The following is a 26788-nucleotide window of genomic DNA, read 5'->3' on the forward strand; positions in this document are numbered from 1 at the left end:
GAAATCGCCGTCGAAGAGGCGCTTCGCCTCAAGGAAGCCGGCAAGGCATCGGAAGTCGTGGTCGTCTCGATCGGCCCGGCCAAGGCCGAAGAAACGCTCCGCACCGCACTCGCCATGGGCGCCGACCGTGCCGTTTTGGTCGAGACCGATGACGCCGTCGAGCCGCTCGCCGTCGCCAAGCTGCTGAAGGGCGTCATCGACGCCGAACAGCCCGGTCTGGTGATCACCGGCAAGCAGGCGATCGACGACGATTCGAACCAGACCGGCCAGATGCTGTCCGCGCTGCTCGGCTGGGCACAGGGCACCTTCGCCTCGAAGGTCGAGATCGGCGACGGCAAGGCATCCGTCACCCGCGAAGTCGACGGTGGCCTGCAAACCATCGAGGTCAATCTGCCGGCGGTCATCACCACCGACCTGCGCCTCAACGAGCCGCGCTACGCTTCGCTGCCGAACATCATGAAGGCGAAGAAGAAGCCGCTCGACAAGAAGACGCCCGCCGACTTCGGCGTCGACACCACGGCGCGCCTGAAGGTGCTGAAGACCGAAGAACCGAGCGGCCGCAAGGCAGGCATCAAGGTCAAGTCGGTCGCCGAGCTGGTCGACAAGCTGAAGAACGAAGCCGGCGTGCTGTAATCGGACCGGGATAGGAGACATAGAAACATGGCCATTCTTCTTCTGGCAGAACACGACAACGCAACCCTGTCCGACCAGACCGCCAAGGCGCTGACGGCGGCCGCAAAGATCGGCGGCGATGTTCATGTGCTGGTCGCCGGTGCCGGTGCCAAGGCTGCGGCCGATGCCGCCGCCAAGCTCTCGGGCGTATCCAAGGTGCTGCTCGCCGACGATGCGAGCCTTGCCAACAACCTCGCAGAACCGCTCGCCGCCCTGATCGTCTCGTTGGCCGGCGCTTACGATACCATCATCGCGCCCGCCACCTCCTCGGCCAAGAACGTCATGCCGCGCGTCGCCGCCCTGCTCGACGTCATGCAGGTGTCGGAAATCGTCGAGGTCGTCTCGGCCGATACCTTCAAGCGTCCGATCTATGCCGGCAACGCCATCCAGACCGTGCAGTCAAGCGACGCCACGAAGGTGATCACCGTACGGACCGCCTCGTTCGCGGCTGCCGGCGAAGGCGGCTCGGCTGCCGTCGAGACCGTTGGCGCTGCTGCCAATCCGGGCGTCTCGTCCTTCGTCAACGACGCGCTGTCGAGCTCCGACCGTCCGGAACTGACCTCGGCCAAGATCATCATCTCGGGCGGCCGTGCGCTCGGCTCCGCCGAGAAGTTCAAGGAAGTCATCCTGCCGGTGGCCGACAAGCTCGGTGCCGCCGTCGGCGCATCGCGCGCTGCAGTCGACGCCGGCTACGCGCCGAACGACTGGCAGGTCGGCCAGACCGGCAAGGTGGTTGCGCCGCAGCTCTACATCGCCTGCGGCATCTCCGGCGCCATTCAGCACCTCGCCGGCATGAAGGATTCGAAGGTCATCGTCGCGATCAACAAGGACGAAGAGGCACCGATCTTCCAGGTCGCCGACTACGGCCTGGTCGCCGACCTCTTCGAAGCCCTGCCGGAACTGGAAAAGGCGCTCTGAACTCCATTCCTTTCGCAACTGCGAAAAGACTGGAAAAACGCCCCGCGCGGGTCTATCAATTTGCCGGGCCGGCTTTCGTTGGCCCGGCATTTTTTGTAAAAATGCGACTGCGGAGTGGTGAGGAGAACTAAATGACGACGGTTATCGGCAATGTGGGTGTCGTGGGCGCGGGCCAGATGGGCTGCGGCATTGCTCATGTATCGGCACTCGCCGGCTACAAGGTCATGATCTACGACCTTTCCAAGGACCGCATCGAGGCTGGTCTTGCCACCATAAACGGCAACCTCGCCCGCCAGGTGACCAACGGCAAGCTCTCCGACGAGGACCGCAAGGCGGCCCTGTCGCGCATTTCCGGCAGCGCCGACATCAACGACCTGGCGCCGATGGACCTGGTGATCGAGGCCGCGACCGAGGACGAAACGGTCAAGCGCAAGATCTTCGCCCAGGTCTGCCCGGTGCTGAAACCCGAAGCGCTGCTCGCCACCAACACCTCGTCGCTCTCCATTACCCGGCTCGCCTCCGCCACGGACCGCCCGGAACGCTTCATGGGCATTCACTTCATGAACCCCGTGCCGGTGATGAAGCTGGTCGAACTGGTGCGCGGCATCGCCACCGACGAGACCACCTTCGACACGGCCAAGACCTTCGTCCGCTCGCTCGACAAGACGATCACCGTCGCCGAGGATTTCCCCGCCTTCATCGTCAACCGCATCCTGCTGCCGATGATCAACGAGGCGATCTATACGCTCTATGAAGGCGTCGGCTCGGTCGAGGCGATCGACACCGCCATGCGGCTCGGTGCCAATCATCCGATGGGCCCGCTGCAGCTTGCCGACTTCATCGGTCTCGACACCTGCCTGTCGATCATGCAGGTGCTGCATGACGGCCTGTCCGACAGCAAGTATCGCCCCTGCCCGCTGCTGGTGAAATATGTCGAGGCCGGCTGGCTCGGCCGCAAGGCAGGCCGCGGCTTCTACGACTATCGCGGCGAAGTGCCGGTCCCCACGCGCTAAAGGCCCGCACGGGACTGGCGAGGCGGAGGCACCGGCGTGCCTCCGGGACACCCCCACACATAATCTGGCTCAGCTTCCGACGGCGGCCTTGATCAGCGCCGAGGCATCCTTGCCGTCCCAGGCGGCGGGGCCGTTCATCGAGCCGAGCAGGCAGCCCTTGCCGTCGATCAGCAGCGTCACGGGCAGCCCGAAGGCCAGGCCCTCCTTCTTCATCGCATTGAATACGCCCATGCTGGCATCGCGATAGAGCCCCAGTGCATCGACCCCGGTTTCCGCGAGAAAGGCCTTCGGCTTGTCGATCGCGCCGGTGTCGATGTTGATCGCCAGCACCTGGAACGTCTCGCTGCCCTCGGCCTTCTGCAGCGCATTGAGCGCCGGCATTTCCTCGCGGCAGGGCACGCACCAGGTGGCCCAGAGATTGAGGAGAACCGTCTTGCCGGAGAAATCGGCGAGCGTCAGGTCCTTGTCCGCCTGGTCCTTGAAGGACAGCCCGTCGATCACCCGCGGCTCCGCTGTCGCGACCATGGCGGCGACGTCGCCGGTGGTGAACGGCTTCAGGGAGGCCGCTTTTTCGACGGAAGCCGCACACTGCGCGGCATCGGCGACCTCGGTCCCATTGCCAGACGTGGTCTGCTTCACGTATACCGCCACCGCGCCGGCAAGGATCCCGGCGACCGCCGCAATCGCAACAAGCTTGGCGGAAGGAAGTCCGAGCGGTCTTTTTTCTGTCATTGCAGTCTCCAGGATGGGCAAGGCATGGCCGAGGACACCAAGAACACGAAATCCTCCAACCAGATGTGGGGTGGTCGCTTCGCTTCCGGCCCCGCGGCCATCATGGAGGAGATAAATGCCTCCATCGGTTTCGACAAGAAGCTTTACGCCCAGGACATCCGCGGCTCAATCGCGCATGCGACCATGCTGGCGCATCAAGGCATTATCTCGGCCGAGGACAAAGACAAGATCGTTCACGGCCTGAACACGATCCTGTCAGAGATCGAAAGCGGCCAGTTCGTGTTCTCGCGCAAGCTCGAGGACATCCACATGAACGTCGAGGCGCGGCTGGCCGAACTGATCGGCCCCGCCGCCGGCCGCCTGCACACCGCCCGCTCGCGCAACGACCAGGTCGCGCTCGACTTCCGCCTCTGGGTCAAGGAAGAGTTGCAGAAGGTCGAGACCGCGCTGACCGCGCTGATCGCCGCCTTCCTCGACCGCGCCGAGGAACATGCCGACACCGTCATGCCGGGCTTCACCCATCTGCAGACCGCCCAGCCGGTGACCTTCGGCCACCACTGCATGGCCTATGTCGAAATGTTCGGTCGCGACCGCCAGCGGGTGCGCCACGCGATCGAGCACATGGACGAAAGCCCGATCGGGGCAGCGGCGCTCGCCGGCACCGGCTTTGCCATCGACCGCCACATGACGGCCAAGGCGCTTGGCTTCCGCGAGCCGACGCGCAACTCGATCGACACTGTATCCGACCGCGATTTCGCGCTGGAATTCCTGTCGATCGCCTCGATCTGCGCCACGCATCTGTCGCGGCTTGCCGAAGAGATCGTCATCTGGTCGACGCCGCAGTTCGGCTTCATCCGGCTCTCGGATGCGTTTTCGACCGGCTCGTCGATCATGCCGCAGAAGAAGAACCCGGACGCTGCCGAACTGGTGCGCGCCAAGACCGGCCGCATCAACGGCTCGCTGGTGGCGCTGCTGACCGTGATGAAGGGCCTGCCGCTCGCCTATTCCAAGGACATGCAGGAAGACAAGGAACAGGTCTTCGATTCGGCCGAGAGCCTGGAACTGGCGATCGCCGCGATGACCGGCATGGTGCGCGACATGACCATCCGCACCGACAAGATGAAGGCCGCGGCCGGTTCCGGCTATTCGACCGCGACCGATCTCGCCGACTGGCTGGTGCGCGAAGCCGGTCTTCCCTTCCGCGATGCTCACCATGCAACCGGCAAGGCCGTCGCCATGGCGGAAGCCAAGGCTTGCGACCTCGCCGAGCTTTCGCTGGAAGACCTGCAATCGATCAATCCGGCCATTACCGCCGGCATTTTCGACGTCTTGACCGTCGAGGCCTCGGTTGCCAGCCGCAAGAGCTTTGGCGGCACGGCGCCGTCCGAGGTCCGCAAGCAGATCGCCTGGTGGCGAGAGCGCAACTGATCACGGTCGTTTGCGGGACCATCACGAGATTGAGGGTGCACAAGCGCCCCGATTTTCGCTACAGGCTAGAAGACGAGATTTTCGGTGGATAGGGTGATGGTGAAGACGCTTCGACGTGGGACGGTGGCCGCAGGCCTCATGCTGGTGACGGCCCTGGTGCTTTCGGGTTGCGGCCGCAAGGCCGATCTCGATCCGCCGAGCATGCCGGCCGCACAGCAGAACAAGCTGGCGCCCGGCGAAAAGCAGGCCCAGCCGACAGTCCCCGACAAGCCCTTCGTCCTCGACCCCCTTCTCTGACAGGTCCAAGCCCGTGAACCACTTCGACTACCGCGACGGCGTGCTCTACGCCGAGGACGTTTCCGTACCCGAAATCGCCAGGGCCGTCGGCACGCCGTTCTACTGCTATTCGACCGCGACTCTGGAGCGGCACTACAAGGTGTTCGCCAAGGCCTTCTCCGGCGTCGATTCCATGGTCTGCTATGCGATGAAGGCCAATTCCAACCAGGCGGTCCTGAAGACCCTGGCAAGGCTCGGCGCCGGCGTCGACGTCGTGTCCGAAGGCGAGCTCCGGCGTGCGCTTGCCGCCGGCGTACCGGCCAACCGCATCATGTTCTCCGGCGTCGGCAAGACCGTGCAGGAAATGGACCTGGCGCTGGACGTCGGCATCTACTGCTTCAACGTCGAGAGCGAGCCGGAACTGGAAGTGCTGGCGAGCCGGGCGCAAAAGGCCGGCAAGACGGCGCATGTGTCCTTCCGCGTCAATCCGGACGTCGACGCCCGGACCCATGCCAAGATCTCGACCGGCAAGAAGGAAAACAAGTTCGGCATTTCCTTCGACCGCGCCCGTGCCGTCTATGCCCGGGCAGCCACCCTGCCCGGCATTGAGGTGGCCGGCATCGACATGCATATCGGCAGCCAGATCACCGAGATGCAGCCCTTCGAGGATGCCTTCCGGCTGCTGCGCGAGCTCGTCGATACGCTGCGCGCCGACGGCCATGCGATCGCCCATGTCGACATCGGCGGTGGCCTCGGCATTCCCTACAAGGACGACAACAACCCGCCGCCGGAACCCACTGCCTATGCCAAGGTCGTGCTGGAACAGCTCTCCGGCCTCAACTGCAAGATCATCGCCGAACCCGGCCGCCTGATCGTCGGCAATGCCGGCATCCTGGTGACGGAAGTGATCTATGTGAAGGACGGCGGCGACAAGACCTTCGTCATTGTCGACGCCGCGATGAACGACCTGATCCGCCCGACCCTCTACGAGGCCTATCATGAGGTTCGCCCGGTGGTGATCTCGGCTGCCAGCGCCCCGCGCATCCGCGCCGACATCGTCGGCCCGGTCTGCGAAACGGGCGACTATCTGGCGCTCGACCGGGAAATGGCCATGCCGCGCTCCGGCGACCTGCTCGCCGTCGGCTCGGCCGGCGCCTATGGCGCGGTGCAGGCGGGCACCTACAACACCCGCCGTCTGATCCCCGAAGTGCTGGTCAACGGCAGCGAATTCCACGTGATTCGCCCGCGCCCCAGCTACGAGGACATGATCGCGCTCGATTCGATTCCGGCCTGGCTGGCCTGACCGAAACACCCGGTCGCCGTTCACTTTTCGGCGACCGGTTCAAAAAAGCGGGCCGGATCGGCCTGCCGCCCTCGTCTTCGCCACAAAGGATGCTATCCTTATTTCTCGTAAGGACAGCAGATCCGCGCCTTGCTCGCCGAACAGTCGAGCCGCGGGCCAAACGGAGACCCGACCGATGACCCCTCAGCCGGGCGGCACGAGAACGGGTGCGTTTCGCACCGACCCGGCGCTGGCACGGCGGGTGGCGATCAAGCGCTTCCTGGCGCGGCTGGTGCTGTTTGCCGAACGGCTGCTGCCGCTGTTCCTGCCGCTTGCCGGTATTGCCGCGATCTTCGTCTCGCTCGCCTGGCTCGGCGTCTATCGCCAGTTGCCGGATACTGTCCGCCTCGGCCTCGTTTTTCTCCTCACCTTCGTCTTCGTCGCAAGCCTCCTGCCCTTTGCCCGCCTGCGCTGGCCCGCCGGCGAGGAGGCCGACCGGCTGCTCGAAGAGCGCAACCATCTCGCCCACCAGCCCGTTGCCGTGCAGGACGACGAGCCGGCCTTCGAGACACCCTTTGCCCGCGCGCTCTGGGTCGAGCACCAGCGCCGTATGGCCGAGACGATCGCTGCGCTGGACGCCGGCCTGCCCCGGCCGGACATCGCCCGTTTCGACCGCTACGCGCTGCGCGCCGTGCCCGCCCTCCTGTTCGTCACGGCCCTTGCCTATTCCGGCTCCAATGGCGCCGGCGTGATCGCCGATGCCTTTCGCCGGCAGCCGACAACCAGCGACGCGCCGGGCCTCAGGATCGACGCCTGGATCACCCCGCCTGCCTATACCGGCCAGCCACCCGTCTTCCTTTCCGGCCGCGACATCCAAGGGGACAGCCAGGCGGCAGCCGGCAAAGCGCGGGTCCCGCAGAATGCTCAGGCGACGGTCCGCATCAGCGGCGGCAGCGCCGATGAGAAGGTGCTGTTCCGCCGGGCCGATGACGGCACGGTGGTCGACATCGCCATGAACGACCCGACGAAAGCAGAGGGTGAGACACCCCTGGCACCCACGGGCGCTCCGCCCTCCACCACTGCCAACGCCAACGCCAATGCGGCACGCGTCCACGAATGGAAGCTCGACGCAAGCGGCGAGCTTCTGGTCGGCGGGCGGCAATGGGCGATCGACGTCATCCCCGACAAGGCACCGGAAATCGCCTTCGACGGTCTGCCACGCCGCAGCGCCAACGGCGCACTGGAGATCGGCTTTACCGCCAGGGACGATTACGGGCTTGCCAAGGCCTATGCCGAGATCGAACCGCTGGCGGAAAAGGCGGACGCCATTCCGCTCTATGCCCTGCCGGAGTACAAGCTCGACCTGCCGCGCCACAATGCCCGCGACGCCAAGGGCCTGTCGAGCCGCAACATCACCGAGCATCCGCTTTCGGGCCGCAAGGTGAGGATCACGCTCGTGGCGACCGACGGCGCGGGCCAGACCGGCCGCAGTCCGCCGCATGAAATGGTGCTGCCGGCCCGCGCCTTCGTCGAGCCGCTGGCGGCAGCCGTCGCCGAGGAGCGCCAGGTCTTCGCCCTCGACATCCGCGACCTGCGGCAGGCGATCGCCCTCAACGAAGCGCTGACCATCCGGCCCGAGGAAACCATTCCCAACACGACGCACTACCTTCTGCTCCAGTCGGCACAGGCGCGCATGAAGCTTGCCCGCTCGACCGGCGAGCTGGAGAACACCGCCGACTATCTGTGGGAAATCGCCCTTGGCATCGACGGTGGCGAGCTGTCGCTGGCCGAACGCAAGCTGCGCGACGCCCAGCAGGCGCTGGCCGACGCGCTGGAGCGCAATGCGCCGGACGAAGAGATCAAGAAGCTGATGGACGAGCTGCGCGCCGCCATGCAGGAATTCATGACCGCCATGGCCGAGCGCCAGCCGAATGCCGAGGGCCAGCAGCAGCAGTCGGCGCAGAACGTGCTGCGCCAGCGCGACCTGGAAAACATGATGAACCAGATCGAGAACCTGGCCCGCTCCGGCAATCGCGACGCGGCGCGCCAGATGCTCTCCGAACTGCAGCGCATGATGAACAACCTGCAGGCCGGACGCCCGCAGCGCGGCGGCCAGCAGCAGGAGAACAGCCAGGTCCGCCAGCAGATCGACAAGCTCGGCGAGATCATGCAGGACCAGCAGAAGCTGATGGACGAGACCTTCAAGCTCGACCAGGCGCTGAAGGACCGCATGCAGCGCGGCGACCCGGGCGACGGCGAGGACGGCGAATTCCTCGAGCAGATGCCGCCAGAGGGCGAAGACGGCCAGCAGCCGCAGCAGGGCCAGGACGGACAGGAAGACCAGCAAGGCTCGCCGACCGACCGGATGACGGCCGAAGAACTGCGCGAGGCGCTGAAGAACCTGCGGGCCCAGCAGGACACGCTGGGCAAGAAGCTGGACGAATTGCAGAAGGGCCTCGGCGACCTCGGCGTCAAGCCGGGCGAAGGCTTCGGCCAGGCCGAGCGCGAGATGCGTGGCGCCGGCGAGGCGCTCGGCAAGAGCCAGGGCGAGCGGGCGGTGGAAGGCCAGGGCAAGGCGCTCGAAGCGCTGCGCCAGGGTGCGCGCGACATGATGAACCAGATGATGCAGGCAATGCGCGGCCAGCAGGGGCAGGGCGAGCAGCAGGGCCAGGGCCAGGGCAACCAGACCGGCCGCGACCCGCTGGGGCGCCCGCGCGCCACCACGGGCCCGGACTTCGGCGAGCGCGTCAACGTGCCCGACGAGATCGACGTGCAGCGGGCGCGGGAAATCCTCGAAGCAATCCGCAAGAAACTCGGCGACAATGCCGGCCCGGAATTCGAGCGCCGCTATCTCGAACGGCTTCTCGACATCCAGTAGGGTAACTGCCGGTCCAACCGGGTTCGCCTGTCAGTCGGGTTCGGATCTCGGCGCTTCCGATCTACCAGGGAGTGGTGCCGCCGGGCTCCACGAAGCGACCGGACCCGAGCTCTTCCAGCGCAAATCGCACGGGGAGTCGCGCGCCTTCCTGCGGGGTCATCGTGCCGTAACCCGTGAGATCGGTCTTGACGAACCCGGGGCTTACCGAATTTACCGCAATGCCCGATCCGCGCAGCTCTTCGTGGAGCTGGACCGTCAGCATGTTCAGCGCCGCCTTCGACGCATTGTAGCCGATGAACTGCGCCGAATAGTAAGGCGATTGCGGATCGCCGTTCAGCGCCAGCGAGCCAAGCGAACTGGCGAGGTTGACGATCCGGGCGGTGCCGGCCGAACGCAACAGCGGCAGCATGGCCTGGGTGACGGCGAGCGTGCCGAAGAAATTCGTCTCCATGACCCGACGCACCGCGTCGAGCGACGCCTTGCCTGGCGGACCGTCGGCAGGGTCGAAAATGCCGGCATTGTTGACGAGGATGTCGAGCTTGCCGTGCGTCTCGCCGATCTGTCCGGCGGCCGCGACGATCGATGCAGGATCCAGCAGGTCGAGCGCAAGGACCTCCGCCAACAGCCCCTCGCCGGCGAGATCTGCTGCTGCCGCGCGGCCCCGTTCCGCGTCGCGCGCGCCGATGATGACATGGATACCCGCCTCGGCGAGCTGCCGGGCGATTTCGAGGCCGATTCCCTTGTTGGCTCCGGTAGCAAGTGCAATCCGTGTATCGGCCATCCGAACTCCCTTTCCTTTTGCTGCGATGCCGACAAATATATGAAGGATCGTTCAGTTTGAGGATTCGCTTTTGGCTCCCGCAACGCCCCGAGCCCTGACGCCCCGGAAAAGGCCGCGTCAGGCACGCGCCACCGCCACGGTGGATGCGATATTCGAAGCGACCATTCAGGTTTTGCTGAGCGCTGGACCGCATCGTTTGACCACCACGCGGGTGGCCGAGCGGGCCGGGGTCTCGGTCGGGACGATGTACCAGTATTTTCCGCACAAGCAGGCGCTGATCTATGCGTTGAACGAACGCTATCTTGAGGTCCTGGCGGGAAAGATCGAGACGACATGCCGAGCGTCTCACGGCGCACCCGTCGGGAGGATGGCCGAAGCGCTCATCGACACCTACTGGCGGGCGAAGACGGAACGGGCCGATGTGACGCGGGCGTTATACCGGTCCGTGGTCGAACTGGACAACGAAGCGCTGATCGAGACCTTCGCCCGACGGGTCGATGCGGCGACCGTCGCCATGCTCCGCACAGCCCCGGATGCGCGCTTCGAGAATGTCGAGCACGTCAATCTGACGCTCGTGACGGTCATATTCGGAACGGTGCGCAACGCCTTCGAGCGGCAGCTTTCGGAAGATGAGGCCGCTGCATTGCGGGCTCAGCTGACCTCGATGTGCCAGGCCTATCTGAAAGCGCAGATAACCGGGGAGACCTGACGGTCCGTCGCGATCAAGAGCTGCGACGGGCGCAGTTCACTGGGCGAGCGCCATGGCGACGGCCTTGCGGATGTCGGGAAGGGCGAAGGGTTTCGAAACCACGTCGACGATCTTGGCCGACAGGTCGTCTGCCCGTTCGCGCTGTTCGGCATAGCCGGTCATCAGCAGGATCTTGAGGTCGGGAAAGGACGAGGCGGCGCGGTGGGCAAGCTCGATGCCATCCATCACCGGCATGCGGATATCCGACAGCAACAGATCGAAGCTCTCTTCCGCAAGGCGTTCGAGCCCTTCGGCACCGTCGGCGGCCTCGAAGGTCTCGTGACCGTCGAGACGCAACGCGCGGGCCACGAAGGAGCGCAGCGAATCTTCGTCTTCCGTAATGAGGATTTTCGCCATGATCGCCTTGCTCCGGGTCCATTCATTGTCCGAGAGCGAAATCACCAGAGTTTCGTTTGCGATCGGTAAACGCCAAGGGGGCTGACCGCCCCCATGGTTAACAACTGCTCTTCGCTCCGGGGCGACACTTCGCCCGGGGGGAAAGGCTCAGGCCTCGTCAACGTCTCCGGTGACGACCCCGACGAAGGGCAGTTCGCGGAAGGCATAGGCGACGTCCATGCCGTAGCCGACGACGAAATAGTCCGGGCATTCGAAGCCGACATAATCGGCCTCGAGCTGTTCCACGCGCTTCACCTTCTTGTCGAGCAGCACGGCCAGCGACACGTTGGAGGCACCGCGCTCCAGGAGCAGTTCCTTGGCAAACTTGAGCGTGCGGCCGGATTCGAGGATGTCGTCGATCAGCAGAACGTCGCGGCCATGCACGTCGCTGTCGATGTCCTTGACGATCCTGACCCCTTGCGAGACGGTACCCGTGCCATAGCTGGACAGGGTGATGAACTCGACCTCGGGCGCAAGCCCGACATCGTGCAGGGCACGGATGAGGTCGGCGGCGAAGATGAACGAGCCCTTGAGGACCGCGATCACCAGCAGGTCGTTCGCCGGACCCTTGGCGATTTCGGCGGCGAGCTGGTGGTTGCGCTCATCGATCTGCCGGGCGGTGTAGAGCGGCTCGATGTTTTTTCCGCGGACGACGGGCATGGCTTACTCCTTTGAGCGCTGCGGCTGGGCCGGACGTCACGGCCGGTCATGGAAAGTGTTGGCCGATAGCACAGTCGGGGGCGTCAGGCACCCGATTCCTCGAAGGAAAGCCTGAGTTCCGGCGTTTTTCCACCGGGATGCAGCAATCGCGCCGTGATGCCGCGGCTGTGGCCCGCGTCGATCTCACCGACCGGTGTGGCGATATAGGTGCTGGCGATGACCTGTCCGCCGGCGATCAGGTCGGCCCTGAGCTTCGGCACCTGGCTTTTCGCCGCACTGCGGTTTTCGATGATGGCATTGACCTGGAGAATGCGCATGCCGTCGGCGTCACGCGGGGTGAGGCTGACATGGGTGATGTCCAGCGGACCGGCACTCGCCTGCTCCGCCGGGCTCCCGACGATCAGGCCCGCAAGCGCGAAGATCACCACGAAGACCAGGGCGACGAAGGCGGCAAAGCCGCGATCGGAAAAGGATTGCAGCGCCTTCTCGGTACGGCGCAGCGACCCGCCGGCAAGGCTCGCCCAGCGGTTGACACCGGCGGCGCGGCGGTCGGATCCAGAGAACCGGCGATTGTCGTTGGAGCTTCGTGCAGCGTCCGGCCGGCGCGGCACCTCGCGCGTCGTGACGGGCACGGAGACGAAATGTGCATCGATCACGTCGGCCGAGGCACTCAGGATGGATCTCTGCGGACGCCGGGGTCGCGCGGGCGGCAGAAGGTCGACTTCCGGCGTCGCCGGCCCTCGTCTCGAGCGGAATGCGTTCATCTTTCCGGTGCCTTTCGCATAGACCCGCCGACCGGCCAAATCTGGGCATTGAAACGAATCCCCTCCAGTCGTAAATTCAAATGGTTAATGCTTCGAAAAGATGCGTCGGAAGGCGCCATCTTTCGGGCGGAATTTACCGGCTGTTAACCCTCTTCGTTAACATGGTGCAGACCCACGCGATCTGTCAGACTGGCTGAACCCTTGATCCACTTCGAAAATGTCGGCTTGCGCTATGGAATGGGACCGGAGATCCTCCGCGACCTGACCTTCGATATTCCGAAGCGTTCCTTCCAGTTCCTGACCGGCCCGTCTGGCGCCGGCAAGACGACGCTGCTGCGCCTGCTGTTCATGTCGCTGCAGCCGACGCGCGGACTGATCCGCAGCTTCGGCCGCGACATCACCAAGATCCCGCGCGCCGAACTGCCCATGCTGCGCCGACGCGTCGGAATCGTCTTCCAGGATTTCCAGCTGCTCGATCACCTGACCACCTACGAGAACGTCGCGCTGCCGCTGCGGGTTCGCGGCAAGGAAGAGACGGGCTATCGCGGCGACGTGCTGGAACTGCTGAAATGGGTGGGCCTCGGCGAGCGCATCAACGTTCTGCCGCCGGTCCTGTCGGGCGGTGAAAAGCAGCGCGTGGCGATCGCCCGCGCCCTGATCGACCGGCCGGAGATCCTGCTGGCCGACGAACCGACAGGCAATGTCGACCCGCCGATGGCGCGGCGCCTGCTCAGCCTTTTCCTCGAATTGAACCGTCTCGGCACCGCCGTGGTGATCGCCACCCACGATCTCGCGCTGATGGACCAGGTCGACGCCCGGCGCATGATCCTCACAGACGGGCGGCTCGACATCTATGACTGAGCGCGACCAGAACGACCGGCGCGCACCGCGCGCGGCCGCCACCAAGCCCCAGGCACCGCGCCGGACCGAGATGACGGTCAGGCCGACAGGCCCGATCCTGCCGCCCTCCAACATCCAGGGCAATGCGCTGCTGGTGGTGATCGCCATCATGGCCTTCCTCGCCTGCCTGACGCTCGGCGCCGTCAGCATGGTGCGCGCCACCGCGGCCGGCTGGCAGAGCCAGATCGCCCGCGAGATCACCATCCAGATCAAGCCGGACGACGGTCTGGACATGGATAAGGCGCTGATCAAGGCGCGCGACCTGGCGCTGACCTTCGTCGGCACGAAGGAAGGCCAGATCATGGACGACGAGGCGACCGCCCGGCTGCTGGAGCCGTGGCTGGGCACGGGCCTCGACCTCAATGAACTTCCGGTGCCGCGCCTCGTCATCGTCACCATCGACGAAGCCAACCCGCCCGACTTCGCCGCCATGCGCGACCTGTTGAAGACCGAGGTGCCGCAGGCCTTCCTCGACGACCACCGCACCTGGGTCGACCGCCTCGTGCAGATGGCGCGGACCACCGTGCTGATCGGATCCGGCGTCCTCGTGCTCGTCTTCACCGCCATGGTGCTGACCGTGGTCTTCGCCACGCGCGGCGCGCTGTCGGGCAATCGCCATATCATCGAGGTGCTGCACTTCGTCGGCGCCGAAGGCTCGTTCGTCGCCCAGGAGTTCCAGAAGCACTTCCTGAAGATCAGCCTGAAGGGTGCCGCCGCCGGCGGTCTTCTGGCGGCCGGCCTGTTCGCACTCGCCGGCTACTGGCAGAGCCGCTCGCTCGCCACGCCCGAGAGCGACCAGGCGGCGGCCCTGTTCGGCACGTTTTCCATCGGCTATCTCGGCTATCTGGGGATTTTCGCGACCATGATCGTGATCGCGCTCCTGACCACGCTGACGGCGCGGCTGACCGTGATCCGGACGATCTACGAGATCGACCTCATCCGCTCCGACCCGGCACGCACCGACGGCCTGCTGGGCGACTGATGCGGCGAATGCCTGTTGAATGCCACAAAGCCGCCTGTTCCGCATGGAATAAGCAAGCTATGCACGTATCATGACGATGGGTCAGATGAGTCGCGACAGAGCATTCCGCGAGCAACAGCCGCAGCATAGCGCCGGCGGCCTTTTCGCCCGCCGGGGACGCTTGCGCCGCGTTTTGCGCTATGGCGGGCTGGCCGCCATCTTCCTCGTCGCCGTCTTCCTCGCCGGTTTCCTGTGGTTCGCCGATTCCGTGACCACGCTTGCCCCGCCCTCCCAGGCACGCGCCGATGCGATCGTCGTGTTGACCGGCGGCTACCAGCGCATCGACCAGGCGGTCGAACTGCTGCGGCGCGGTTCCGGTCGCCGCCTGCTCATTTCCGGCGCGCATCCGACGACCTCGCCGGCCCAGATCCGCAAGATGACGCAAGCCTCGCGCGATCTGTTCGATTGCTGTGTCGATGTGGGCTACGAAGCGCTCGACACGATCGGCAATGCCAACGAGATCTCGCGCTGGATCCACGATCACGGCTACACCTCGGTCCTCGTCGTGACCAACAACTACCATATGCCGCGTAGCCTGATGGAACTGCGCCGCAGGGATCGGGCAACGACCTATATTCCCTATCCGGTGGTCAATTCCGACCTCAAGCACACCGACTGGTATGCCGAGCCCGACGTGCTGCGCACGCTGCTGTCGGAATATGGCAAGACGCTGATCGCCTATGCCCGCGGCCTCATCGGCTGGGGCAGCGGCGACGGGCTGCGCTCGACGGCGAAAATCGCCAAGACCTCCGGCTGAGCCGCCGAGGAAATCCCGCGACGGCGCTTTTTATCCTGGGCGAATTGCGATAGGGACGTTTTCACGCCCGCCCGAGGAAAAGCGCCTTATGATCATCCTGCGTTCCATCCTGTTCAACACGCTCTTCTACACCAGTCTGATACTGCAGATGGTGCTGCAGTCGCCGTACTATTTCCTGGCGTCGCGCAAGAAGGCCTTCGCCATCCCGAAGAACTGGGCGCGCTCCAACCACTGGCTGATGGAAAAGATCGTCGGCACCACCTTCACAGTGGAAGGCCTGGAGAACATCCCGCAGGGCGGCTACATCCTGGCGCCGAAGCACCAGTCCCTGTGGGACACCTATGCGCTGCTCCCCTGGCTCGACGATCCGGTCTACATCCTCAAGCGCGAACTGATGTGGATCCCGATCTTCGGCTGGTATGTCGCCCGCCAGAAGATGATCCCGGTCGATCGCGGCGCCCGCGGCAAGGTGATGGTCAAGGTCATGGAACGGGCCAAGCAGGAAATGGCGGCCGGCCGCCAGTTGATCATCTATCCGGAAGGCACCCGCCGCCCGGCCGGCGCCGAGCCCGCCTACAAGTACGGCATCGCCCGCATCTACCGCGATCTCGACGTCCCGGTCGTGCCCGTCGCCATGCATCCGGGCCTGTTCTGGCCGCGCCGCAAGTTCCTGCGCTTCCCCGGCCATTTCAAGGTGAGGATCCTGCCGCCGATCGAGGCGGGACTGGACCCCGACGTGTTTTACCAGACGCTGATCGAAAAGCTGGAAAAGGCGAGCGATGAACTGCTGATCGAGACCGTGCGCGACAACCCGCAGGTGCCCCTGCCGCCGACGGCCGTGCAGCGGCTCAAGGAGTTGCAGGCGGAACAGACGGCCTGAACGTCAGGCCACGATGTTTTCGAGCCGTTCGATTTCCGCGACCACCTGTTCGAGCCAGTGGTCGCGGATGCCCATTTCCTGCAGATGCGCGACCGTGTTCGCCACATAGACCGGATTGGGCCCGGAGACGCCGACCGCCTGGTTGACGATGCGCGCCGCTTCCTCGATCGAAACCGCACCGCCATATTGATGATGGGCACGATCAACGACGTAGGTCAGCGCCTGTACCTTGCGACCGTCATCGAGCCTGACGGGCAGAATGCGCTCAAGGTAGACGAAGGTCACCAATTCGCGCTGGCGCAGGTATTCGATCGTCTCTTCACGGTCACGCAACGCCACCCGGAAGGCAAGGCCACGGCAGGACCCGCCACGGTCGAGGCCGAGCACCAGACCGGGCGTTTCCCTCGTCCCTCGATGATGCCAGGATCGGACGCAGAGCGACCGCCGATAGCCGATCATCCGGCCCTGCATCCGCTCCTCGTAGGAAAAGCCCGGATTCCACATCAGCGATCCGTAGCCAAACACCCAAAATTCGTCCATATCGCCGGTCATTCCAGAATACCGGCCGGATTGCCGGATCACCATTTTACGTTTGGAGCGCCAGATGGCAACGTCGCGTGAGGAAAACCGCAGTCCCGCCACCCGCAAGGTCGTGCGACTCGGCATCGCCGTCGCCGTCGGCATGCTCGTCTATAGCGGCTTGTGGTTTGGCGCGGCAGGGGCGCTGGAAAAGAAACTCGCCGCGATCCTTAGCGGCGACAACCCGGCCGCCATCGAGGCCGCCTGTCCGGACATGAACGTCGGCGGCTATCCCTTCCGCATCGGCGTGACCTGCACGGCGCTTTCGGTCGACGACCATTTCCACGGCCTTTCGGCCACGTTCGGCGCCTTTCGCTCGGCGGCCCAGGTCTATGCGCCGGGCCACGTGCTGTGGGAACTGGAGGGACCGGGGCAGTTGCGCTCCAGTCTCGGCTTTTCGCTGGCGCTGCAATGGTCGCAGATGCGCTCGAGCCTCAACACCGGTCTGTCGGGCATCGACCGCAGCTCGATCGAGGTCAAGGACCTGCAATCCCTGCTGACGGCGCAGGTCGACGGAGAGACCATCGAGACAAAGACCCCGCATGCCGAGGCGCATGTGCGCCGTTCCGGCGATGATCTCGATCTGGCGGTCCTTGCCCGGGACGCGGTTCTGTCGCTGCATGGCCAGCCTCCGCTTCTGCCGCCGCTCTCGGCGAGCATCGACATGACCCTGATCGGCAAGGCGAAATATCTCGATCTCGAGGGCGACCGCGGCGAAGGGCTCTACGGCAGCGAAGGTGAGATCCGCCGGTTCGTCGCCGACATGGGCGAGGGGCGCGTATTGACGCTTTCCGGCCCGGTGTCGATCGGCACGGACGGCATGCTGTCGGGCAAGCTCCACGTCGAGATCGAGGGCATCATGGCCTGGCAGGAGACCCTGCGGAATGCGTTTCCGGACGAGCGGGAAACGATAGACAATGCCGCCAGTGTGCTCGGGGCGCTGTTTTCCGGCAAGGACAAGGGCAGCGCCGACCTGACCGTGACCAACGGCGTGGTCTCGTTGGGCATCTTCCCGATCGCCGTCCTGCCGCCCCTCTGAGTTGGGCGGTCAGGCCTTCTTGTCGAGCGAGTGGCGGCCGAAGTCCGGCACGTCGACGTCCTGGCCGGCCTCGATGATCGAGCGGCGGACGGCGCGCGTGCGGGTGAAGAGTTCGAACAGCTTGTCGCCTTCGCCCCAGCGGATCGCCCGCTGCAGATAGGCGAGATCCTCGGAAAAACGCGCCAGCATTTCGAGGATGGCATCCTTGTTGTGCAGGCAGACGTCGCGCCACATGGTCGGGTCGGAGGCGGCGAGACGGGTGAAGTCGCGGAAACCCGAGGCCGAATACTTGATCACTTCCGATTGCGTCACCGTCTCCAGATCGTCGGCCGTGCCGACGATGTTGTAGGCGATGATGTGCGGCAGGTGCGAGACGATTGCGAGCACCTTGTCGTGATGCTCCGGATCCATCTCGTCGATCTTGGAGCCCAGCGCTTCCCAGAAGGCCTTGAGCTTGGCAAGGGCTGCCGGATCGGTTCCCGGCAGCGGCGTGAAGATGCACCAGCGGCCCTGGAACAGGCCGGTGAAGCCGGCGTCGGGGCCGGATTTTTCCGTACCCGCCAACGGGTGGCCGGGGATGAAGTGCACGGTCTTCGGCATGTGCGGCGCCATCTGGGCTATGACGGAAGCCTTGGTCGAGCCGACATCGGTGACGATCGCGCCGGGCTTCAGATGCGGGGCGATCTGCCGGGCGACCGCTTCGGACGCACCGACGGGCACCGAGACGATGACGAGATCGGCCCCTTCGACGGCATCCGCCGCCGACAGCGCGTAGGAGGTTCCCAGCTCAAGTTCCTCGGCACGCTTCAGCGTTTCGGCGCTGCGGGTCGAGACCACGACCTCGCGGGCGAGGCCTAGCGCCTTGACGTCGCGGGCGATCGAGGAGCCGATCAGGCCGATGCCGATCAGCGCGATGCGGTCGAACATGGGCTCCGGCATCAGGAACGCCCCATGAACTCGGTGAGCGCGCCGATGACGCCGCGATTGGCCTCTTCGCTGCCGATCGTCATGCGCAGCGAATTGGCAAAGCCGTAGCCCTTGACCGCACGCAGGATGAAGCCGCGGCTGGTGAGGAAGTCATCGGCTTCCGCCGCACGCTTGCCGTCGACCTCGGGGAAATGGATCAGCACGAAATTGGCAACCGACGGCGTGACCTTGAGGCCGAGCGCGGAAAGCGCCGTGGTGACCTTCTCGACCCAGGCGAGATTGTGCTCGACGGCCATCGCGACGAAATCCTGGTCGCGCACGGCGGCGGCTCCGGCGGCGATCGCCGGCGCGTTCATGTTGAACGGACCGCGCACGCGGTTCAGCGCATCGATGATCTCCAGCGGCGCATAGGCCCAGCCGACGCGCAGCGCCGCAAGCCCGTAGACCTTGGAGAAGGTGCGGGTCATGACGACGTTGCGGGCTCCGGAGACGAGCTCGATGCCGGCCTGGTAGTCGTTGCGGCGGACATATTCCGCATAGGCCGCATCCAGCACGAGGATGACATTGCCCGGCAGTCCGGCATGCAGCCGGCGGATCTCGCTGACCGGCACATAGGTGCCGGTCGGATTGCCCGGATTGGCGAGGAAGACGATCTTCGTCTTCTCGGTGACGGCGGCGAGGATCGCATCGACGTCGACGGTGCAGTCCTTCTCCTTGACCACGACCGGGGTCGCGCCCGCACCCATGATCTGGATCTTGTAGACGAGGAAGCCGTGTTCGGTGATGATGCCCTCGTCGCCCGCGCCGAGATAGACATGGCAGAGCAGGCCGAGCAGTTCGTCGGAGCCGTTGCCGCACAGGATGTTGGCCTTGTTCAGCCCGTGCACTTCGGCGATCGCCTCGCGCAACGTCGTGGCCTGGCCGTCGGGATAGATTTCCAGATGGCCGGCGCTCTGCTTGAACGCGTCGATCGCCTTCGGGCTCGGGCCCATTGGCGTCTCGTTCGACGACAGCTTGAAGACCCGTGCGACGCCGGGGGCATGCTCCTTGCCGGGCACATAGGCGGCAATGTCGAGGATACCCGGACGCGGGGTGGGCTTCATGATGTCGCTGCTCATCGAACTGGCTTTCTGTCGTTGAAAACACGGGCGGGCGCCCGGCGATAGGGGATGAGAGCCCTTAGAACGGAAAGGCGGTTTTGTCGAGGGTCGAGGCGGTCGCAGCCACCGGCCGCGTCAGGCCTTGCCGTCCGATCGGGCCCGCGTGGTCGGCACGCCCTGCGGCGCCAGAACCGGGGCGAAGACGCGCCTGGAGGCCCGCGACGCGACCGGCAGGCCCTGGTAGAGCCGCTTCTGCGCCTCGACGACGATCACCCCGGAAAAGGCCGGCCAGAGCATGCGGCCCATGCGCTCGAAGCTGCTGCGCAGTTTCAGCAGGGCGCGGATCTTCGACGGTGGGAAGAACAGCGCCTCGGCGCTGGCGCCGGGGGTGAAATTGGTTTCGCGCAGCAGCGCCGTCAGCTGGCCGCGCGAATACGGCCGGCCCGAGCCGAAGGGTGTGTGCTCCATGCGCGCCCACACGCCGCGCCGGTTCGGCACGACAATGACGAGACGCCCGCCGGGGGCCAGCACCCGCCAGACCTCCTTCAGCGTCTCGCGCGGGTTTTCGGCGAATTCCAGCGAATGGACCATCAGCACCCGGTCGATCGAGGCGTCCGGCAAGGGCAGTTCCTCGTCGAACACCAGGGCCGTGGCCGAGGGTTCGCCCACCGGCCAGTTCACCGCCCCCTGCCCGGCCGGCATGAAGGCGAAGGTACGCTCGGTATCGGCGCGGAAGCGGTCGAGAAAGGGCACGGCATAGCCGATGCCGACGAGCCGCTCCTGCGGCAGGCGCGCCCACAGCGACGACAACGCCATGGCGATCGACTGCTCCGCCATGCGGCCCAGCATGGTATGGTAGAATTGGCGGAGATCGACGATATCGACATGCATGGCGCCATTGTTAGCAGGCGGCGGATGGACTTCAAGGCTGAAGGCGCTACATTTCGCCCAAGCAAGCAGAAGGGACCCCGACCTGATGAAACCCCTCGATCTCGACGTCTTCCCCTGCCGAAGCGACAATTTCGGCGTCCTCGTCCACTGCCCGGAAAGCGGCGTGACCGCTTCGATCGATGCGCCGGAGCTGGATGCCATCGTGGCGGCCGCCGAACGGCGCGGCTGGAAGATCACCCACATCTTCACCACCCACCATCACGGCGACCATGTCGAGGCGAACCTGGCGCTCAAGGAGAAATACGGCTGCGAGATCATCGGCCCGCGCGAGGAGGCGCTGGCGATCCCCGGCCTCGACCAGGCGGTCGCCGACGGCGACAGCTTCGACTTCGGCGGCCATACAGTGCGGGTAATCGAAACGCCCGGCCACACCGCCGGTCATGTCTGCTACCACCTGCCCGACGACAAGCTGCTGTTTGCCGCCGACACGCTGTTTGCGCTGGGCTGCGGCCGGCTGTTTGAACGGCCGGCGACCGACATGTGGCATTCGCTGCAGAAACTCGCCGCCCTGCCGGACGAGACCGCGGTCTATTTCGGCCATGAATATACGCTGTCGAACGCCCGCTTCGCCCTGACGATCGACCCGGAAAACGAGCGGCTGAAGACCCGCGCCGCCGAGATTGAGGCAAAGCGACAGAAGGGCGAGTTCACCATTCCGACGACGATCGGGCTGGAGAAGGAAACAAACCCCTTCCTGCGCGCCGCCGACCCGTCGATCCGTCGCAACCTCCTGATGGAAGGATCGAGCGACGAGGAAGTGTTCGCCGAGATCCGCAAGCGCAAGGATCATTTCTGATGGATGCCGAGGCCGTGATCGAGGCCCTCGGCATGCAGCCGCATCCCGAGGGCGGCTGGTTCGTCGAGACCTTTCGCGACGCAGCCGGCGGGCCGCGTGGCCATTCGACGGCGATCTACCATCTGCTGAAGGCGGGCGAACGGTCCCACTGGCACCGGGTGCGCGACGCGGTCGAGGTCTGGCACTACCACGCCGGCGCGCCGCTGGCGCTTTACAGCGCGCCTGAGGGAACGGCCGTCGAAACCATTGTGCTCGGTGCCGATCTTTTGCGCGGCGAGAGACCGCAGGCGATCATTCCGGCCAATGGCTGGCAGGCGGCCGAAAGCCTCGGCGACTACACGCTGGTCGGCTGCACGGTGGCGCCAGGCTTCGACTATGCGAGCTTCGAGATGGCGCCGCCCGGCTGGATGCCGGAGGAGAGCCGGCAGGCGGACGCTTAACGCGTTTCGGCTAGGAGGCGAAGGCGACGACCGCAAGCGTCAGCACGACCTGCGCGGCGAAATAGCTGGCCCAGACGTAGAGCGCGGCGAGCCGGCGCATCGGATGGCTCTTCTCCATCCTGAAGGTCTCGACCGCCAGCACCGCATCGGACGACAGGAAGAGTGCAGCACCGACGAAAACCGCAATCGGCGGCACACTGAGCGACAGGATCGCCATGGCAGCGATCGCCGTTGCATAGGCCAGCACGGCCGGTGCGAGCCTGCCCGCGGGGCGCCACAGATAGGCCACCAGCAGCACGGCAAGGGCGACCGAAAGACCGGCAGCGGAGAGCCGCCAGGCCTCGCCTGTCAGGATCCGGAGATCGCCGATTTCATAGAACAGCGCACCATAGGCGATATGGGCGAGCAGGAAGGACGAGAGCCCGCCCATGAAGTTCTTCTCGCCTTCATAGGCCAGGAAGGCGTCGCCGAGCGCACTCAAGGCCAGCCCCAGCACCATGAGGTCCGGCGCCTCCATCAGGAGCGCATAGAGCGCCAGAAGCGAGACCGGCAGCGTCTTCCACAGCGCCCGGCGGGGGCTGGCCGGCTTCGGCAGAATGGCGAAATAGGACAGGCCGATCAGCACCGCGAGGGCAAGGACGATCGTCGCGAAGATCTCCATCGCCGCCTCTCCCCCGGTCACGCGTCCGCTTCGGCCTTGGCCGGCCGGCGGATCATGTCCTGCGCCGCGAGGATGGCGCCGCCGGTGATCAGCACGCAGGCGATGGCGATGCGCAGCGAAGGTTCGGCAAAGCCGAAGAGGGTGAGGATCAGCGTCGACAGGAGCGGCGCCGCATAGCTCGACGCGCCGAGGATCTGGATGTCGCCGTTCTTCACCCCGTGGTCCCAGGCGTAGAAGGCCAGGCCGACGGGGAAGATGCCGAGGCCGACCACGGCCGCCCATTGCGACAGGTTTTCCGGCCAGACGGTGGTCTCAAGGCCGAGGTGGCAGAGCGCCGACAGGACCGAGGTGGCCAGGCAGAAGCCGGTCACGACATCGGTCGAGACGGCCTCGAAGCGGCGGGTGATCAGCGAGTATCCCGCCCAGGTGAAGGCGCACAGGAAGGCGGCGAGATAGCCGAAACCATAGGCCGGATCGAAATCGATGCCGTTCTTGGCGACGATCAGCACCGTGCCGGCAAGCCCCGCGAGCGCGCCGACCACATGATACCAGCGCAGGCGTTCACCCGGCAGCAATGCGGAGCCGACGACGATCAGCAGCGGCCAGAGATAGGCGATCAGCCCCGCCTCGACCGCCGGCGCGTTGCGCAGCGCCGTGAAGTAGAGGAAATGATAGCCGAACAGCCCGACCACGCCGGTCAACCAAACCTTGGCCGGCTGGCGCAGCTGGCGGATGCGCTCAGGCTTCAGGATGAAGGTGATGATGCCCGGCAGGCTGCCGATGGCAAAGGTGATCGCCGAGAGCTGGAAGGGCGGCATCGTGCCGGACGCGGCCGTCATCAGTGCGAGAAACGACCACATCAGAATGGCGGTGAACCCGATAAGCGTCGCCCTGGTCTTCACGTCGTCTCCCCTCGCGGGGTTCAGACCCGCGGCCCTCAGTCGTCGAAACCGACCGCCGATACATAAATGGTTCCCATTTGTGTGGGAACGCGTGCATAGACTGGAGCATATACCTTCAGGGTGCCGGTCTTGGCAAACCAGATTTCCATGCCCTCGGCCTTGCGCAGGTACTCGATGTCCTTGCGTCCCTTGCGGAAACCGGACTTCGGCACATAGCGGATCGAGCAGACGATCGCCTCGTTCTCGACATCGTCGATCGTGAAACTTTTCCGCCCCTTCGGCGTGAGCACGAGATCCATGCGGCTCTCGCCGTCATAGATCGGCAGGGTGCGCGGACAGGCCGCCTCGCCCTCCGGGATGATGAGCCCGCTGATCGGATCAAGCACCGATTTCAGGTCCTCGGGTCCGACGGCAATCCAGTTCCGCGGCCGGCGCTTCGGCTCGGGATGAACGATCGTCTCGGTGACGTCGCCGGCGCTGTAGCGCACGTCATAGGTCTGCTTCTTCTTGCCGCTCTGGTAGACCAGCGTGTAGCGATCGGCCTGCATGCGATCACCGGTCAAGGTTCCCGAAATATCGGTCCGGGCGGAAATCTTGGTGATGACGTTGACGATGGCCGAGGAGTTGAAGCTGCCGGTGATCGTGTAGTTCTTCTGGTTGACCTCGGTGACGAAGGAGGCCCGGGCGATCGGAAGCGCCCCGAGCGTCACACGGTAGTCGGTGCGATAGCGCACGCTCTCGGCGGCGGCGGGCGCTACGGCGAAAACGAGCAGACTGCAGACAAGGTTCAAGAAACGCAAAGACCGCCCCCCTGAATGCGATCCCGCCCTTTGCAGCCGGCGAGTCGCGATGATAGTCATCCTCGGGTGCGACTATGGCAATAAAATAGCGCGTTTATCCCGAGCGTGCGGGAAAATCCAAGGTTTGGCTTGACGCGCCCGGCCAGTCTGACTATAGAACCGCAACTTTCCAATCAAACGCCGTTGGATTGCCTTGCCGGTATTTTCCCGGAAGCGATGCGATGGCCAAGAAAAATATAGGTGTATCATGTCCCGCAGTTGCGAATTGACCGGCAAGGGCGTCCAGTCGGGCAACAATGTGAGCCACGCGAACAACAGGACCAAGCGCAAGTTCCTTCCGAACCTGTGCGACGTCACGCTGATCTCGGATGCTCTTGGCCAGCGTTACCGCCTGCGCGTTTCGGCAGCGGCTCTCCGCTCGGTCGAACATCGCGGCGGTCTCGACGCCTTCCTCCTGAAGGCCGACGAAACCGAACTGTCGATGCGCGCACGTCTGCTGCGCCGCCAGATCGTCAAGAAGACCGCAGAAGCCGCGTAAGCGACTTCTCCTTTCTTCGACAAGGTACAAGGCTTGAACGGGCGCACCCCGGACAAGCCTTTTCCTTTTCGCCAAATCGTTACTCCAACTGGTGGCATCACCCAGGATAAAAAAATGCTGAAGACACGCCATATCCTTCTCTACAGCCTGCTGATGACGGCGATCGTCGTCGCTTCGAACGTGCTCGTGCAGTACCCGCTCTCGGGCCAGCTTGCCGGCATCGCGCTCGGCGACCTTCTGACCTACGGTGCCTTCACCTATCCGGTCGCCTTCCTCGTCACCGACCTCACCAATCGCCAGTTCGGCCCGAAGACCGCCCGCAAGGTCGTGTTCATCGGCTTCGTCGTCGGTGTCGCGCTGTCCTTCGTGACATCGTCGCCGCGCATCGCCATTGCGTCGGGGACGGCCTATCTCGCCGGCCAGTTGCTCGACATCACCGTATTCAACCGGTTGCGGCAGCTCACCTGGTGGAAGGCGCCATTGCTCGGTTCCGTCTTTGGATCGGTGCTCGATACGGTGATCTTCTTTTCGCTGGCCTTCGCGCCGGTCTTCACCCTGATCGGATCGAACGACGATTTCGCCATCGAATGGGCACCGATCCTCGGCATACTCGCAACCGATGCGCCGCGCTGGATTTCCTGGGCGATCGGCGACTTCACCGTCAAGATGCTGGTGGGCGTGGTGATGCTTCTGCCCTATGGCGCCCTGATGAGCATCCTTCGGCCGATGCCGGCCGCCGTGCCGGCCCGCACCGCGCGCTGACAAACGGCTTCAGGCTCGTCGTCGCTCTCAGTCGACGAGCCTGAATTCCAGCATCAGGCTGCGCTGCAGGATCGAGTGGTTATCGTCCGACACGAGGATGATGCGGGTCGAACCGTCGGCACCGGATACGACGTCCAGACCTTCCATATTGTCGATCTCCTCGCCCATGCCTGCCTCGAGGATGATCTCACCGTCGACCACGGCACCCGGCTTGAGGCTCGCGCCGTCGATCCGGCGGATGCGCAGGCCGACCCCGCTGGCGAAGGTGAACCTTCGCTCCAGCAGAAGCAGGTCGCCGTCAGGCAGGAAGTCGCCGTCGGTCACGTCGAAGCCGTCATGGGCCACGACCCGGAACGCTCCCTTCAACGGGCCGTCGAGAATGCCGGCGAACAGGTTGCCATTGCCGTCGACACTCTTCTCCGCCACCGCAACCAGCGCCCCCTGCAGCGGGCTTGCCTCCGGCGAGAGCGCCAGGGTTTCCAGACCGCCATTGTTGCGCAGCTCGCCGACCGGAAACGGCAGCGGAAAGGACATGCGGAACGGCCGCGCGGTCTCGATCGCCGAAAGAGGCCGGTAGCCGGAAATCCGATGCCGCTGCTCGTAGCCGACCAGCACATCGTCGCCGCGGATCGCCAGGCTTTCGGCATCAACGCTGTACTTGCTCTGATCGCCGCGCCCATCGGCATCGAGCATCGAGGCGATGGTCACGTCCGAAAGGCCGGACAGCCTGCCCTGCGCATCACGGCTGATCCGGCCAGAAAGCCAATGCCCCGTGTCGAGGACGCCGAGGAAATGCTCGCCGCCCGACAGGAACCGGATCGCCGACCAGGCGCCAAACAGCGGCTCGGACGAGGAGAGCTCCAGTCCGCCGACAAATTCCAGCGCACCGAAGCGGGTCTCGGTTGACCCCGGACGGAAGGCGGTAATCGCGGTCGCTTCGACCGGTGCCGCTTGCGCGCGCGCGATCTGGGGCGAAGCGGTCCCGGCTGTCAGGGCGCAAAGGAAGACGAGAGGGAGGCAGGATCGCAATATCTTGACCTTGAACTATCCAGGAAACGGCTGGCCCCTTATGCCACGATCGAACCGTGGGTCAAACTGCACCACCCGCGGATGGCGAGGTTCCGACCGCTCCGGCCCCAGTCAGGCACAAGCTCGGCGTGCAAGATTTCCGCCATTGCCTTCAAAGG

At 65.0% G+C, this 26788-nt stretch carries 30 protein-coding genes; 17 read left to right on the top strand and 13 right to left on the bottom strand.

Annotated features, from left to right (window positions below; genetic code table 11):
* From L867_RS0111690 to L867_RS0111700, 3 genes are all read left to right on the top strand, one after another.
* Window positions 1-633, top strand: a 633-nt coding sequence (locus tag L867_RS0111690) for an electron transfer flavoprotein subunit beta/FixA family protein (RefSeq protein WP_028737056.1), incomplete at its 5' end; no start/stop codon positions are given.
* Window positions 634-660: 27 nt separating this feature from the next.
* The gene (locus L867_RS0111695) at window positions 661-1590 is read left to right on the top strand and encodes an electron transfer flavoprotein subunit alpha/FixB family protein (protein WP_028737057.1); all 930 of its coding nucleotides are present in this window, start codon (window positions 661-663) and stop codon (window positions 1588-1590) included.
* A gap of 131 nt (window positions 1591-1721) precedes the next feature.
* A complete protein-coding gene (locus L867_RS0111700) occupies window positions 1722-2603 on the top strand; it encodes a 3-hydroxybutyryl-CoA dehydrogenase (protein WP_028737058.1) in 882 nt (293 codons plus the stop codon).
* Window positions 2604-2672: 69 nt separating this feature from the next.
* Here the strand turns inward: L867_RS0111700 and tlpA are convergent, their stop codons facing one another.
* Window positions 2673-3335, bottom strand: coding sequence for a thiol:disulfide interchange protein TlpA (gene tlpA, locus L867_RS0111705; RefSeq protein WP_028737059.1), 663 nt, complete (start codon window positions 3333-3335; stop codon window positions 2673-2675).
* A 24-nt stretch (window positions 3336-3359) separates the two neighbouring features.
* On the opposite strand from tlpA, the gene argH reads away from it, so the two are divergent.
* The 4 genes from argH to L867_RS0111725 all read left to right on the top strand — a co-directional run bounded on the left by argH (window position 3360) and on the right by L867_RS0111725 (window position 9199).
* The gene (argH, locus tag L867_RS0111710) at window positions 3360-4763 is read left to right on the top strand and encodes an argininosuccinate lyase (protein ID WP_028737060.1); all 1404 of its coding nucleotides are present in this window, start codon (window positions 3360-3362) and stop codon (window positions 4761-4763) included.
* 96 nt (window positions 4764-4859) lie between these two features.
* Window positions 4860-5060, top strand: coding sequence for an LPS translocon maturation chaperone LptM (gene lptM, locus L867_RS0111715; RefSeq protein WP_028737061.1), 201 nt, complete (start codon window positions 4860-4862; stop codon window positions 5058-5060).
* A 13-nt stretch (window positions 5061-5073) separates the two neighbouring features.
* Entirely contained in the window at window positions 5074-6342 is a 1269-nt protein-coding gene (gene lysA / locus L867_RS0111720; RefSeq protein WP_028737062.1) for a diaminopimelate decarboxylase, read from the top strand.
* Between the two features lie 175 nt (window positions 6343-6517).
* Window positions 6518-9199 (top strand): TIGR02302 family protein, encoded by a 2682-nt coding sequence (locus L867_RS0111725; RefSeq protein WP_028737063.1) that lies wholly within the window; start codon window positions 6518-6520, stop codon window positions 9197-9199.
* 61 nt (window positions 9200-9260) lie between these two features.
* Here L867_RS0111725 and L867_RS0111730 read toward each other — a convergent pair whose 3' ends face one another.
* A complete protein-coding gene (locus tag L867_RS0111730) occupies window positions 9261-9980 on the bottom strand; it encodes an SDR family oxidoreductase (RefSeq protein ID WP_028737064.1) in 720 nt (239 codons plus the stop codon).
* 70 nt (window positions 9981-10050) lie between these two features.
* Between L867_RS0111730 and L867_RS0111735 the strand changes: the two genes are divergently transcribed.
* A complete protein-coding gene (locus L867_RS0111735) occupies window positions 10051-10689 on the top strand; it encodes a TetR/AcrR family transcriptional regulator (RefSeq protein ID WP_028737065.1) in 639 nt (212 codons plus the stop codon).
* Between the two features lie 36 nt (window positions 10690-10725).
* Here L867_RS0111735 and L867_RS0111740 read toward each other — a convergent pair whose 3' ends face one another.
* From L867_RS0111740 to L867_RS0111750, 3 genes are all read right to left on the bottom strand, one after another.
* Window positions 10726-11085, bottom strand: coding sequence for a response regulator (locus L867_RS0111740; protein ID WP_028737066.1), 360 nt, complete (start codon window positions 11083-11085; stop codon window positions 10726-10728).
* A 147-nt stretch (window positions 11086-11232) separates the two neighbouring features.
* On the bottom strand, window positions 11233-11784 hold the full coding sequence (hpt, locus tag L867_RS0111745; RefSeq protein WP_028737067.1) for a hypoxanthine phosphoribosyltransferase: 552 nt from the start codon (window positions 11782-11784) through the stop codon (window positions 11233-11235).
* A gap of 83 nt (window positions 11785-11867) precedes the next feature.
* Window positions 11868-12548, bottom strand: coding sequence for a hypothetical protein (locus L867_RS0111750; protein WP_028737068.1), 681 nt, complete (start codon window positions 12546-12548; stop codon window positions 11868-11870).
* Window positions 12549-12749: 201 nt separating this feature from the next.
* Between L867_RS0111750 and ftsE the strand changes: the two genes are divergently transcribed.
* The 4 genes from ftsE to L867_RS0111770 all read left to right on the top strand — a co-directional run bounded on the left by ftsE (window position 12750) and on the right by L867_RS0111770 (window position 16106).
* Window positions 12750-13409: a cell division ATP-binding protein FtsE gene (gene ftsE / locus L867_RS0111755; RefSeq protein ID WP_028737069.1), complete on the top strand. Its 660-nt coding sequence runs from the start codon at window positions 12750-12752 to the stop codon at window positions 13407-13409.
* Window positions 13402-14430 (top strand): cell division protein FtsX, encoded by a 1029-nt coding sequence (locus tag L867_RS0111760; protein ID WP_028737070.1) that lies wholly within the window; start codon window positions 13402-13404, stop codon window positions 14428-14430. The genes ftsE and L867_RS0111760 overlap by 8 nt, the downstream gene beginning before the upstream one ends.
* Window positions 14431-14506: 76 nt before the next feature.
* Window positions 14507-15226: a YdcF family protein gene (locus L867_RS0111765; protein WP_084638552.1), complete on the top strand. Its 720-nt coding sequence runs from the start codon at window positions 14507-14509 to the stop codon at window positions 15224-15226.
* Window positions 15227-15314: 88 nt separating this feature from the next.
* Window positions 15315-16106, top strand: a complete 792-nt coding sequence (locus L867_RS0111770) for a lysophospholipid acyltransferase family protein (RefSeq protein ID WP_028737072.1) — start codon at window positions 15315-15317, stop codon at window positions 16104-16106.
* 3 nt (window positions 16107-16109) lie between these two features.
* Here L867_RS0111770 and L867_RS0111775 read toward each other — a convergent pair whose 3' ends face one another.
* Window positions 16110-16646 carry a gamma-glutamylcyclotransferase gene (locus L867_RS0111775; protein WP_028737073.1) on the bottom strand — a complete coding sequence of 179 codons (537 nt, stop codon included), beginning with the start codon at window positions 16644-16646 and terminating at the stop codon, window positions 16110-16112.
* Between the two features lie 64 nt (window positions 16647-16710).
* On the opposite strand from L867_RS0111775, the gene L867_RS0111780 reads away from it, so the two are divergent.
* The gene (locus L867_RS0111780) at window positions 16711-17724 is read left to right on the top strand and encodes a DUF2125 domain-containing protein (protein ID WP_028737074.1); all 1014 of its coding nucleotides are present in this window, start codon (window positions 16711-16713) and stop codon (window positions 17722-17724) included.
* 9 nt (window positions 17725-17733) lie between these two features.
* On the opposite strand, the gene L867_RS0111785 is transcribed toward L867_RS0111780, so the two are convergent.
* The 3 genes from L867_RS0111785 to L867_RS0111795 form a co-directional block, all read right to left on the bottom strand.
* Window positions 17734-18666, bottom strand: coding sequence for a prephenate/arogenate dehydrogenase family protein (locus tag L867_RS0111785; protein ID WP_408605979.1), 933 nt, complete (start codon window positions 18664-18666; stop codon window positions 17734-17736).
* The gene (gene hisC / locus L867_RS0111790) at window positions 18663-19769 is read right to left on the bottom strand and encodes a histidinol-phosphate transaminase (protein WP_028737076.1); all 1107 of its coding nucleotides are present in this window, start codon (window positions 19767-19769) and stop codon (window positions 18663-18665) included. Before hisC ends, L867_RS0111785 begins: the two co-directional genes overlap by 4 nt.
* 117 nt (window positions 19770-19886) lie before the next feature.
* Window positions 19887-20642, bottom strand: coding sequence for a class I SAM-dependent methyltransferase (locus L867_RS0111795; RefSeq protein ID WP_028737077.1), 756 nt, complete (start codon window positions 20640-20642; stop codon window positions 19887-19889).
* A gap of 85 nt (window positions 20643-20727) precedes the next feature.
* Here L867_RS0111795 and gloB point away from each other — a divergent pair, with 85 nt between their 5' ends.
* Window positions 20728-21498: a hydroxyacylglutathione hydrolase gene (gene gloB, locus L867_RS0111800; RefSeq protein WP_028737078.1), complete on the top strand. Its 771-nt coding sequence runs from the start codon at window positions 20728-20730 to the stop codon at window positions 21496-21498.
* Window positions 21498-21938, top strand: a complete 441-nt coding sequence (locus tag L867_RS0111805) for a cupin domain-containing protein (RefSeq protein WP_028737079.1) — start codon at window positions 21498-21500, stop codon at window positions 21936-21938. Before gloB ends, L867_RS0111805 begins: the two co-directional genes overlap by 1 nt.
* A 10-nt stretch (window positions 21939-21948) precedes the next feature.
* Here L867_RS0111805 and L867_RS0111810 read toward each other — a convergent pair whose 3' ends face one another.
* Genes L867_RS0111810 through L867_RS0111820 form a run of 3 tightly spaced genes read right to left on the bottom strand, consistent with a single transcriptional unit; the run spans window position 21949 to window position 24301 of the window.
* Window positions 21949-22599, bottom strand: coding sequence for a lysoplasmalogenase (locus tag L867_RS0111810; protein WP_028737080.1), 651 nt, complete (start codon window positions 22597-22599; stop codon window positions 21949-21951).
* Between the two features lie 17 nt (window positions 22600-22616).
* Entirely contained in the window at window positions 22617-23501 is an 885-nt protein-coding gene (yddG, locus tag L867_RS0111815; RefSeq protein ID WP_028737081.1) for an aromatic amino acid exporter YddG, read from the bottom strand.
* Between the two features lie 35 nt (window positions 23502-23536).
* Window positions 23537-24301 (bottom strand): DUF3108 domain-containing protein, encoded by a 765-nt coding sequence (locus L867_RS0111820; protein WP_028737082.1) that lies wholly within the window; start codon window positions 24299-24301, stop codon window positions 23537-23539.
* Window positions 24302-24548: 247 nt separating this feature from the next.
* Between L867_RS0111820 and rpmB the strand changes: the two genes are divergently transcribed.
* Window positions 24549-24839 carry a 50S ribosomal protein L28 gene (gene rpmB / locus L867_RS0111825; protein WP_028737083.1) on the top strand — a complete coding sequence of 97 codons (291 nt, stop codon included), beginning with the start codon at window positions 24549-24551 and terminating at the stop codon, window positions 24837-24839.
* 114 nt (window positions 24840-24953) lie between these two features.
* Window positions 24954-25601: a queuosine precursor transporter gene (locus L867_RS0111830; RefSeq protein WP_028737084.1), complete on the top strand. Its 648-nt coding sequence runs from the start codon at window positions 24954-24956 to the stop codon at window positions 25599-25601.
* Window positions 25602-25628: 27 nt separating this feature from the next.
* Here the strand turns inward: L867_RS0111830 and L867_RS25115 are convergent, their stop codons facing one another.
* Window positions 25629-26594, bottom strand: coding sequence for an esterase-like activity of phytase family protein (locus tag L867_RS25115; RefSeq protein ID WP_084638553.1), 966 nt, complete (start codon window positions 26592-26594; stop codon window positions 25629-25631).
* Window positions 26595-26788 lie beyond the last annotated feature (194 nt).

Origin of the sequence: Paenirhizobium selenitireducens ATCC BAA-1503, from assembly GCF_000518785.1 — a bacterium.
GTDB classification, from domain to species: domain Bacteria; phylum Pseudomonadota; class Alphaproteobacteria; order Rhizobiales; family Rhizobiaceae; genus Allorhizobium; species Allorhizobium selenitireducens.

What these genes read in the sequence shown, in the direction of transcription:
- lptM (WP_028737061.1), top strand. Translation starts at nt 4,860, where the DNA reads ATGGTGAAGACGCTTCGACGTGGGACGGTGGCCGCAGGCCTCATGCTG.
- L867_RS0111795 (WP_028737077.1), bottom strand. Translation starts at nt 20,642, where the DNA reads ATGCATGTCGATATCGTCGATCTCCGCCAATTCTACCATACCATGCTG.
- L867_RS0111805 (WP_028737079.1), top strand. Translation starts at nt 21,498, where the DNA reads ATGGATGCCGAGGCCGTGATCGAGGCCCTCGGCATGCAGCCGCATCCC.
- gloB (WP_028737078.1), top strand. Translation starts at nt 20,728, where the DNA reads ATGAAACCCCTCGATCTCGACGTCTTCCCCTGCCGAAGCGACAATTTC.
- tlpA (WP_028737059.1), bottom strand. Translation starts at nt 3,335, where the DNA reads ATGACAGAAAAAAGACCGCTCGGACTTCCTTCCGCCAAGCTTGTTGCG.
- L867_RS0111750 (WP_028737068.1), bottom strand. Translation starts at nt 12,548, where the DNA reads ATGAACGCATTCCGCTCGAGACGAGGGCCGGCGACGCCGGAAGTCGAC.
- L867_RS0111725 (WP_028737063.1), top strand. Translation starts at nt 6,518, where the DNA reads ATGACCCCTCAGCCGGGCGGCACGAGAACGGGTGCGTTTCGCACCGAC.
- L867_RS0111830 (WP_028737084.1), top strand. Translation starts at nt 24,954, where the DNA reads ATGCTGAAGACACGCCATATCCTTCTCTACAGCCTGCTGATGACGGCG.
- L867_RS0111765 (WP_084638552.1), top strand. Translation starts at nt 14,507, where the DNA reads ATGGGTCAGATGAGTCGCGACAGAGCATTCCGCGAGCAACAGCCGCAG.
- L867_RS0111740 (WP_028737066.1), bottom strand. Translation starts at nt 11,085, where the DNA reads ATGGCGAAAATCCTCATTACGGAAGACGAAGATTCGCTGCGCTCCTTC.
- L867_RS0111700 (WP_028737058.1), top strand. Translation starts at nt 1,722, where the DNA reads ATGACGACGGTTATCGGCAATGTGGGTGTCGTGGGCGCGGGCCAGATG.
- argH (WP_028737060.1), top strand. Translation starts at nt 3,360, where the DNA reads ATGGCCGAGGACACCAAGAACACGAAATCCTCCAACCAGATGTGGGGT.
- L867_RS0111730 (WP_028737064.1), bottom strand. Translation starts at nt 9,980, where the DNA reads ATGGCCGATACACGGATTGCACTTGCTACCGGAGCCAACAAGGGAATC.
- L867_RS0111775 (WP_028737073.1), bottom strand. Translation starts at nt 16,646, where the DNA reads ATGGACGAATTTTGGGTGTTTGGCTACGGATCGCTGATGTGGAATCCG.
- hpt (WP_028737067.1), bottom strand. Translation starts at nt 11,784, where the DNA reads ATGCCCGTCGTCCGCGGAAAAAACATCGAGCCGCTCTACACCGCCCGG.
- rpmB (WP_028737083.1), top strand. Translation starts at nt 24,549, where the DNA reads ATGTCCCGCAGTTGCGAATTGACCGGCAAGGGCGTCCAGTCGGGCAAC.
- L867_RS0111780 (WP_028737074.1), top strand. Translation starts at nt 16,711, where the DNA reads ATGGCAACGTCGCGTGAGGAAAACCGCAGTCCCGCCACCCGCAAGGTC.
- L867_RS0111760 (WP_028737070.1), top strand. Translation starts at nt 13,402, where the DNA reads ATGACTGAGCGCGACCAGAACGACCGGCGCGCACCGCGCGCGGCCGCC.
- L867_RS0111695 (WP_028737057.1), top strand. Translation starts at nt 661, where the DNA reads ATGGCCATTCTTCTTCTGGCAGAACACGACAACGCAACCCTGTCCGAC.
- L867_RS0111810 (WP_028737080.1), bottom strand. Translation starts at nt 22,599, where the DNA reads ATGGAGATCTTCGCGACGATCGTCCTTGCCCTCGCGGTGCTGATCGGC.
- hisC (WP_028737076.1), bottom strand. Translation starts at nt 19,769, where the DNA reads ATGAGCAGCGACATCATGAAGCCCACCCCGCGTCCGGGTATCCTCGAC.
- L867_RS0111770 (WP_028737072.1), top strand. Translation starts at nt 15,315, where the DNA reads ATGATCATCCTGCGTTCCATCCTGTTCAACACGCTCTTCTACACCAGT.